At 24.1% G+C, this 8,928-nt stretch carries 6 protein-coding genes; 3 read left to right on the forward strand and 3 right to left on the reverse strand.

Translation table 11 applies throughout. From position 1 onward, the window contains the following. Window positions 1-1,106: 1,106 nt before the first annotated feature. Window positions 1,107-2,363, forward strand: a complete 1,257-nt coding sequence (locus BUA70_RS12555) for a GntP family permease (RefSeq protein ID WP_072897815.1) — start codon at window positions 1,107-1,109, stop codon at window positions 2,361-2,363. A gap of 40 nt (window positions 2,364-2,403) precedes the next feature. Here the strand turns inward: BUA70_RS12555 and BUA70_RS12560 are convergent, their stop codons facing one another. The 3 genes from BUA70_RS12560 to BUA70_RS12570 form a co-directional block, all read right to left on the reverse strand. Next, the gene (locus BUA70_RS12560) at window positions 2,404-2,979 is read right to left on the reverse strand and encodes a hypothetical protein (protein ID WP_242977358.1); all 576 of its coding nucleotides are present in this window, start codon (window positions 2,977-2,979) and stop codon (window positions 2,404-2,406) included. A 141-nt stretch (window positions 2,980-3,120) separates the two neighbouring features. Then, entirely contained in the window at window positions 3,121-5,121 is a 2,001-nt protein-coding gene (locus BUA70_RS12565; protein ID WP_072897820.1) for an LTA synthase family protein, read from the reverse strand. Between the two features lie 344 nt (window positions 5,122-5,465). Further along, complete coding sequence (locus BUA70_RS12570) at window positions 5,466-6,875, reverse strand: GH1 family beta-glucosidase (protein ID WP_072897822.1); 1,410 nt, start codon at window positions 6,873-6,875, stop codon at window positions 5,466-5,468. Between the two features lie 295 nt (window positions 6,876-7,170). On the opposite strand from BUA70_RS12570, the gene BUA70_RS12575 reads away from it, so the two are divergent. Then, the gene (locus BUA70_RS12575; RefSeq protein WP_072897824.1) at window positions 7,171-7,593 is read left to right on the forward strand and encodes a cytidine deaminase; all 423 of its coding nucleotides are present in this window, start codon (window positions 7,171-7,173) and stop codon (window positions 7,591-7,593) included. Window positions 7,594-7,970: 377 nt separating this feature from the next. Next, complete coding sequence (locus BUA70_RS12580) at window positions 7,971-8,663, forward strand: YjgB family protein (protein WP_072897826.1); 693 nt, start codon at window positions 7,971-7,973, stop codon at window positions 8,661-8,663. Window positions 8,664-8,928 lie beyond the last annotated feature (265 nt).

Genomic DNA, 8,928 nt, shown 5'->3' on the forward strand with positions numbered 1-8,928 from the left:
AAGCACGCCGCCAGCGTTCGTCCTGAGCCAGGATCAAACTCTCAATTTAAAAAGCTTAATCTTTACTCATATAAAAGAATTGCTGGTTTAAAAAATCTTAAAAGATTTTGTAAGTTTCTCTCTGTTTAATTTTCAAAGACCAAGTTTTTGTTTTCTTGTCACATCTTGGCGACTTCTTTATCTTATCACCAAGTTTTTTTCTTGTCAATACTTTTTTGAATTTGCTGAAAAACTCAATTAATTGACATTTTGTTGTTTTCTTTGGTGACTTGCACCGAACAACGAAATCTATAATATCATGATTATTATATTACCCTTTCATAAACACACATATATATACTAAAATATCTATTATTTTTATTATTTTTCTTTATTTTTCTTAAAATTTCTTATAAAGATACGCTAGGATTAGTTTATTTTTAAATACTATAGATAATATTAAATTTATAGCATTTATTGAATACTTTATATAAAATTCTCTAGTAAAAAACCTATAATTATTAAACTATACCCTTATATTAATTTTCCTATTTATAAATACTACACTTCTTATAATAACTAATATATTTTTTATATTTTTAACTTTTCTCTATATCATTATTTAAAGTAAATCCTTATTATGGTTAGTTCATAAATAATTATAAAATATTAATTTAATAGTTTATAAAACTAATATTTATATACATATTAAAAATAATAATATTTAAATTTATATAAAGAGCTATAAGTTATTAAGAATATAATATAAAACTTAAAAATTTCTCTTAATTTCATAATATAAATATTAAATATAAGTTCTCTATTCATTATGATATTATTTTATTCCACATAATATATACTTTTAAAATTCTCTTTTCAAAATAATTTTTTGAAAAACTTATATAATTTTACTTATTAATACTTTTTATTATTATAAATCTAAATCTTTTTATACTTTAATTATTTTTATAAATCATATTTTAATACTTATTATGTTTCTCTAAAAAAATAACCAATTTTAGGATATATTGACCTTTTCTATAAAGAATAATTGATATTTTGTATAACTTTATGATATGATTTTTTATGTTAAAATTCATATATTGAAAAATGAAAAGGTGGTTATTATGGCAGAAATCAGTACCTTAGGGGCCATTATTGGATTAATATTTGCTATATTTCTTATTTTTAAGAAAGTGAATCCTGTTTACGCTATGATTGGCGGTGCCTTAGCTGGTGGAGTTTTAGGGGGAGTGCCTCTACCAACAACGGTTAATATATTAATTCAAGGTGCCCAGAGCATAGTACCTGCAGTAATTAGAGTTTTAGCTGCTGGTATTTTTGCAGGAGTAATAATAGAAACTGGAGCAGCTGATAAAATTGCTGATACGATTATGAAAGCATTAGGTGAAAAGCTATCAATATTAGCAATAATATTATCTTCAGCTATAATTTGCGGAGTTGGTGTAGCACTACCTGTTGCTGTTATTACCGTAGCTCCTATAGCATTAATATTAGGAGAAAAGGCTAATCTCTCCAAAGCATCTGTATTACTTGCTATTCTTGGTGGAGGAAAATCTGGAAACATAATGTCTCCAAATCCAAACACAATAGCAATAGCTGATGGTTTTCACTTAAGTTTATCTACTGTTATGATAAATGCTGGTGTTCCAGCATTATTTGGGGTCATAGCTACATATTTTATTGCTAGTTTCCTAAAAAATAAAGGACAAGTTATTAGGCTAGAGCATTCACTACAACAAGAAAAATCAATGCCTTCCTTTCATCTTGCTATTTTAGGGCCTCTAGTTGTAGTTGGATTATTAATATTAAATTCAATTTTTAAATTAAGCTTAGATTCTATGGTAATTCTTCCATTAGGAGGAATAGCTGCAACTATTGCTATGAAAAAGAAGAATCATTTTCTTGACTATTGTACTAGTGGTTTAAACAAAATGACTGGAGCCGCTATTCTTTTATTAGGAACTGGTACATTAGCTGGTGTAATATCTCATTCGTCTTTGAGCAATACTATAATTAACTTATTAGGTAGCTTTGGAATACCTGGAATATTACTTTCATCTATATCAGGTATTTTAATGGGAGGTGCATCTGCATCAATCACAGGAGGTTCTGTTATAACTAGTACAGTATTTAGCCAACCAATACTTAATATGGGTATTAATCCTATAGGCGCTGCTGAAATGGTTCATACCGGTGTTTCTGTAATAGATGATTTACCCCACGGTAATCTATTCCATATAAGTGCTTCAAGTGTAAATTATAATATTAAACAAAGAATGAAACTTATTCCTTTTGAATTACTTATAGGCTTAACTATGAATATAGTTGCCACAATATTATTTGGATTTTATTTAGCTTAAAAAATCATATATTAAGCAAAGATTTTAAAGGGCATTAAGTTTATAGTTGCCCTTTTTTATTTTTTAAATTTATACAATTTATATTTAAATTATTTTTTTCTGCTAAATCTTTGTATAAATCAATAAATTTCATATTATCAAAAAATATAGGAAATTTCATATTATAATTTCCCCATAATGTACAAGGAAACTTTGTAAAATATATTGTTGAAAAGAATAATTCTCTTGTATTTAATTTAACTATAAAAGGAATTAAATTATAGTCTAATTGAAAATATATATTTTTTTTATCTATAAAATCTATCTGGTCTTTTAATATTTCTTTATCTCCTTCTTCTAATAAAGAATATAAATTTTTTATCTCCTCTTCATTTAATTTATTTAAATAAAAATCTATTATTACTTTATCACAATCATTTAAAATGCATGCTTCTTCTATAAATCTTATAAAGTTCTTTTCTATATTTTCTTTAGATTGAAATTCTCTATTATTTTCTAAAATTCCATTTGTAAAATTATTAAATCCTACATCTATATTAGAAAATTTTATCTTTACTATATTGTTAAATTCATCACTAGATACAGCCTTTAAAATCTTAGAATATTTATTATCCAATATTACCACCTTCATCTTTTAAATAATAAAGGATATTAATAGTTTTGTTCTATTAATATCCTTTTATAATACTATAAACTATATTATTATAGAAAATCTATAATTAATAGAAAATATCATGGATTAACTTCATATATTTACTTATTTTAAATATATAGAGTTAGATTCACTTAATACTTTATCATACTTACCTATCTGACCAACTCTTATACTTTTTATATTGGATATTTTATTTGCTGCTATTAAGGTATTTTCATCTTTAAATTCTGTATCTAAAATTTTACCATTAATTATTATCTTACTGGAATTTGTGAAATTTTGTCCATTAATTATAATATTTTCACCTTCTATTATATAGTTATCTATTTTTATTTCATCTAATCCTAATTTTAAATCGCTTTTACTATAGATATTTTTACCATCTACAATATATTTATCTCCAAAAAGAATATCATATTGTAATTTTTCAAATCTATCTTGATAGTCATCTTTATCCACATATATATCATGGAATGTAGGTACTATTCCACCTCTAAATCCAATAGAATTTAAAATTTTATACCCTAATTGATATGCTTCAATATCTCTTTCCTCTTTACTTAATCCTATATTATCCCATATAAAATATTCACTTTTATACATTTCCTTACCCTTTATAGGTGAATCTTCTCTATTTAAAATATCTAAAGATGGTAAATGATCAGAAAACATTGCAACTACTGTTGGCTCGTCTATACTTTTTATATGATTTATTAACTCATTAATATATTTATCAACACCTTTTAATTTTTCTATATAAAACTGTATCTGATTTTTATCTTCTAAAGATATATCTCCATCTATTATATAGTCTTCTCCCTTATATTCTTTATCATAGCCTCCATGACTTTCTACAGTTATATTATATATGAATTGAGGTTCATTTTGTAATAAAAGCTTTTTTATAGAATCCATATTTAATAGATCTTCTGGATAATAAATAGAAAGATCATTTTTAGGTTTATCCATGTACTCCATAGAAATATAATTATTAAATCCTAAATTAGAAAATATAATATCTCTGTCATAAAAATTTCCTTCATAATTATGAACTACAGTATTGTTATATCCTTTATCCCCTAATATATAAGCAAGACTTTCTACCGGTTCTTTCTTTAAAATATTATTATTGGGAATTTCTCCTACAGCTAAAAAATCAGTATTTAATCCTGTTAAAACCTCAAATTCACTTCTAACAGTTCCCCCACCAAAGGTTGGTACATCTAAATAACCATGAGTTGATGTGTTGTAAAGATACCTAAAATTAGGTATAGGGTCACTTTTAAAATTTACTCCCTTAAGCCTACAAGGATCAAAAAATGATTCTAATTGAACTATTATTATATTAGGCTTTATTATATTTATATTATTATCTTCTTTACTATCACTTAACTTAGCTAATCCATTTGTTTCTATCATTTTATCTTTTATTTCTTGAATATACTCTTTATTATAGTTTTCTGGCTCTTTTATTTTAAATCCACTGGCAGTATATAAAAATGAATATAAAAATCCATTTTCTTTATAAGTACTTGGCATATCCCATCTATATATCTTTAGATTTTCAGTGTTTTTATTATAAATAAGTGTAAAACTTGTTATAAAGATAACAGGTATTATAATTATTAAATATTTAAAATTCACAATTTTTCCTGGTTTATTATCAACCTTCCATAAAAAGATACTAATTACAAATATAATTAGAAGAAAAATTATAATTGCAATAATAGATTTTAAATTAACATAATTTCCTACTATAGCTATTCCATCTTTAAAAGAATATAAGTCTGCCCATGTTAAAGGAGTTCCCCTTAATTTTTTTAAAATCATACTTATTATATATAATGATCCTAATATAATTGATATAATTCCATAAAAAAATCTTCTTTTTTTAAATATAAATATTATAGATGTAGCTGTTAAAATCATAAAATAATTTAAAAGGAATACTGAAAATCTATCTTTAATAAACCTAATTGTTTCATATATTGAAGCTCTAGTTATAGATTCTAAAATAAATGTAAGTAAAAATCCTAAAATTAACCAAGTAATAATTTCCTTAATATTATAATCATCAATAATTTTTTTCTTTTTCTCTATCACTTACTACCTCCAATAATTTAATTGTTTCATTATTTTATCATAAATAAAAAAATTTTGTTAGAATTTATTATTTTTTTATATTTATTATCATAATAAAATATTTTCTTTTATAAATTTAAAAATCTCTTAATATAATAAAATATATATTAATGTAATGATCCCTATAATAAATTTATAGATAATTATATAAAAATTAAGACCATATAATAAATTTATATAAAAATAACTCTATAAAATATGTAAGTTAAAATCAATTTTATAGTTTTCTTTTTATTTTAAACTTATTATACAGTCTTTTACCTTTAAAAATATACTTTAAATCTAAAAATTTATCTTAAAAAATTTTATAGTTCTTCTCCTCTTGTTTCAATTATCTTTTTATACCAATGAAATGATAGTTTCTTTTTTCTATTTAAATTATTCTTATGATCTACATATATAAATCCATATTGCTTTTTAAATCCATTAAGCCAACTTAATAAATCTATAACTGACCAAGCAAAGTATCCTTTTAAATTTATTCCTTCTTTTATCGCTTCTTTAACAACTTTTAAATGAGCTTCTATATATTTAATTCTTGGAACATCTACTATAACATCATCAATAATAGGGTCTTCATCTCCTAAACCATTCTCCGTTATATATAGTTTTATATCACCATATCTTTCTTTTAACATTCTTAATCCATCTAAAAATCCTTCCGGTGATATTTCCCATCCCCATTTAGTGTATGTTTTATCTTCCATCATTACTGTTTTGTATACACTATCAAAGGATATATTACCCGGTCTACCTGTTGATTTTTCTCTATCCATTTCTATTATCTTTACAACTTCAGTATTATTCTCTACCCTCTGAGGTTGATAATAATTTAATCCAATAAAATCATTTTTTTCTGCATTATCTTTTAATAGTTGCAACTCATCATCAGTCCAATATGGAGTAAGCCCTTTGTTTTTTAAATCATTAACTACGTATTCTGGATATTCTCCTTTTAATATAGGATCATAATACCAAAAAGTCTCATAATAATTTGCATGACTTGCAGCTATTAAGTTTTCTTCTTTATCATCAACGCTAAAAGCTGGATTAAAAACATGAGTTATTCCTATTTCACCATATTGCTTTAACTCCTTATATTTTTTAACTGCTTTAGCATGAGCTACAAATACATTATGAGTTGCATCAAAATATTCTTTTTGCGCATTTATTTTACCTGGTGGATGAGCTCCAGTTATGTAACCTAATTTACAAAACATTATAGTCTCATTAAAAGTTATCCAATGCTTAACTCTATCACCAAAAGCCTTGAAACAAACTTCTGCATAATTTACAAAGGCTTCAATAGTTTCTTTATTTGTCCATCCACCTTTCTCTTCTAAGCTTTGAGGTAAATCCCAATGATATAATGTAACGAAAGGGACTATTCCATATTTTAAGCACTCATCTATTAATCCATTATAAAAATCTATTCCCATCTCATTTATTTTACCATTACCATCAGGTATAATTCTCGGCCAGGAAATAGAAAATCTATATGATTCTAATCCCATTTCTGCCATTAATTTAACATCTTCTTTATATCTATTATAATGATCTACTGCAATATCACCATTTGTACCCTCAAAAGTTTTACCAGGAATTTTAGAAAAAATATCCCAATTACTTAATCCTTTTCCATCCTTATCCCAAGCACCTTCTACTTGATATGCTGCTGATGCTGCTCCAAATAAAAAATCTTTTGGAAACTTCATATTCTTCCTCCTAAAAACAATATAACCTTTACATTAAATAAAGATTTAAAACTTTGCAATTTGATAATAAGTATTTATTTCTATACCATATTAATATATTACAATATATTATAGTTTTTCTAAAGTAGTTTTATTATATTTTTCTTTAAATTGCTACTTAATAATTAAGTCTACTAAATTTAGGAAAACCTTTACACATTTCTGTTATTATTATATAATTATAAGGCAACCCTTTATGATAATTATAAATATAAATTACTTAATATTATATAATGAAAGGTTTAGGTGATAACTTATGATAAATGAAAAATTATTAATAGAAAAAGCTTTTGAAGCTCAAAAATTTTCTTACGCACCATATTCTGGCTTCAATGTAGGCGCTGCCCTACTTGGAACAAATGGTAAAATATATGAAGGTTGTAATATAGAAAATGCATCTTTTACTCCAACTAACTGTGCTGAAAGAACAGCATTTTTTAAAGCGGTTTCAGAAGGACAACTTGAATTTTCAGCTATTGTTATAGTAGGAAATAAAAGCGGAGTAAAACAAGGAGAAGGCGAATATTGTGCCCCTTGTGGAGTATGTAGACAAGTAATGTCAGAATTCTGCGATCCTGATACTTTTAAAATCTATTTAGCTAAAAGTGTAGATGATTATAAAGTATATACCTTAAAAGAAATTCTTCCATTAGGATTTACTTCAAAAGATTTGAAATAATTAATAGGAGGCTTCAAATAATGAATTTCATTATTTGAAGCCTCTTATACTTCATAATATCTTTACATTTTCCTACTAAATTTAATCTTAAATAAATAGAATTCTATAAATTTATATAAAACTCTTAAATCTTCTTTAATTTTATAAATAGAAGCTTAAAATACCCTATTTATAAATATCTTAATTTAGAATTGAATAATATAATAAATTTACTAAGTATATTATAAAACTTCTTCTATTTAGAATTATGAATTTAATCGTCAGTAAAAGCACTCTGAATATGTTACCTCTATGTTATCAAATTTTAAAACTTATTTAATTTGAATTTTTATCTATATATGTATAATGGAATTAAATTTACAAAAGGAGTGTTTGAAATGAAAAAATTAATATTATCTTTCTTGATAATTATAAGTTCTTCTTCAATACTTTTAGGATGCAATAATTTAACCAAAGATAAAAATAATAATTTAACTCCAAAGAAAAATACTTCTTCAAATGAAAAATCTAAAAATACTAAAGCAAATACTAAAAATGACCTAAAAAATACAACCGATAAATATAACTCTGATAATAATATATCTTCCTCTAGAAAAGAAAATTTAGATAATAATTCAATAGCATTATTAAATAATATAAAATCTTCTGCAAATAAAGGTCAGATTATTAACTCAAGTTTCAAAATAGGTGAATCAATAGATAGCGTTACTTCAAAATTAGGCAGTCCAACTAGTGAAACCTATGTCCCAAATGCTAAAGGTGATTATTTCACTTTTAAATCTTATAATATAGCCCTTGGTTGTAATAAAGGAAATCAAATATTTGAAATCCGTTCCTTTGATAAACAATTAAAAGAATTAAATTCTACTATAGTTAAAATTTTTTTTGGAACATCAGATTATAATGCAACTACAAAAGAAAATGAAAAAATTTTAGGTTATAAAACAAATAAAAATTATAAAATTTTATTTGTTTTCGATTTAAATACTAATAAATTGAAACATTACTCTGTTTTAAACACTGAATTAACTAAAAACTCTATGTCTGGTGATTTAGGACGTAGTTGGTAATATTATAATCTCATTAAAATATAAATATACTTATTTTTACTATATGTTTTCTTTATATATTATAAGAATTAATTATTAATTACCTTATTACGTCTATAAAGTAATACTTTTTATTTATAAATACATATATAAATTTATACAAAAATAAGAGTTACAAGATTTTTGTAACTCTTGAAATTGGTACACCCAACAGGAGTCGAACCTGCGACCTTTGGATTCGATTAGTATAAATTTAAGTTAGTTTGATATAACCTTCTAAGTCTAG

It is taken from the genome of Clostridium fallax (assembly GCF_900129365.1).
GTDB classification, from domain to species: domain Bacteria; phylum Bacillota; class Clostridia; order Clostridiales; family Clostridiaceae; genus Clostridium_AH; species Clostridium_AH fallax.

Coding starts and splice junctions, on each gene's coding strand:
- BUA70_RS12580 (WP_072897826.1), top strand. CDS start 7,971: ATGAAAAAATTAATATTATCTTTCTTGATAATTATAAGTTCTTCTTCA.
- BUA70_RS12555 (WP_072897815.1), top strand. CDS start 1,107: ATGGCAGAAATCAGTACCTTAGGGGCCATTATTGGATTAATATTTGCT.
- BUA70_RS12575 (WP_072897824.1), top strand. CDS start 7,171: ATGATAAATGAAAAATTATTAATAGAAAAAGCTTTTGAAGCTCAAAAA.
- BUA70_RS12570 (WP_072897822.1), bottom strand. CDS start 6,875: ATGAAGTTTCCAAAAGATTTTTTATTTGGAGCAGCATCAGCAGCATAT.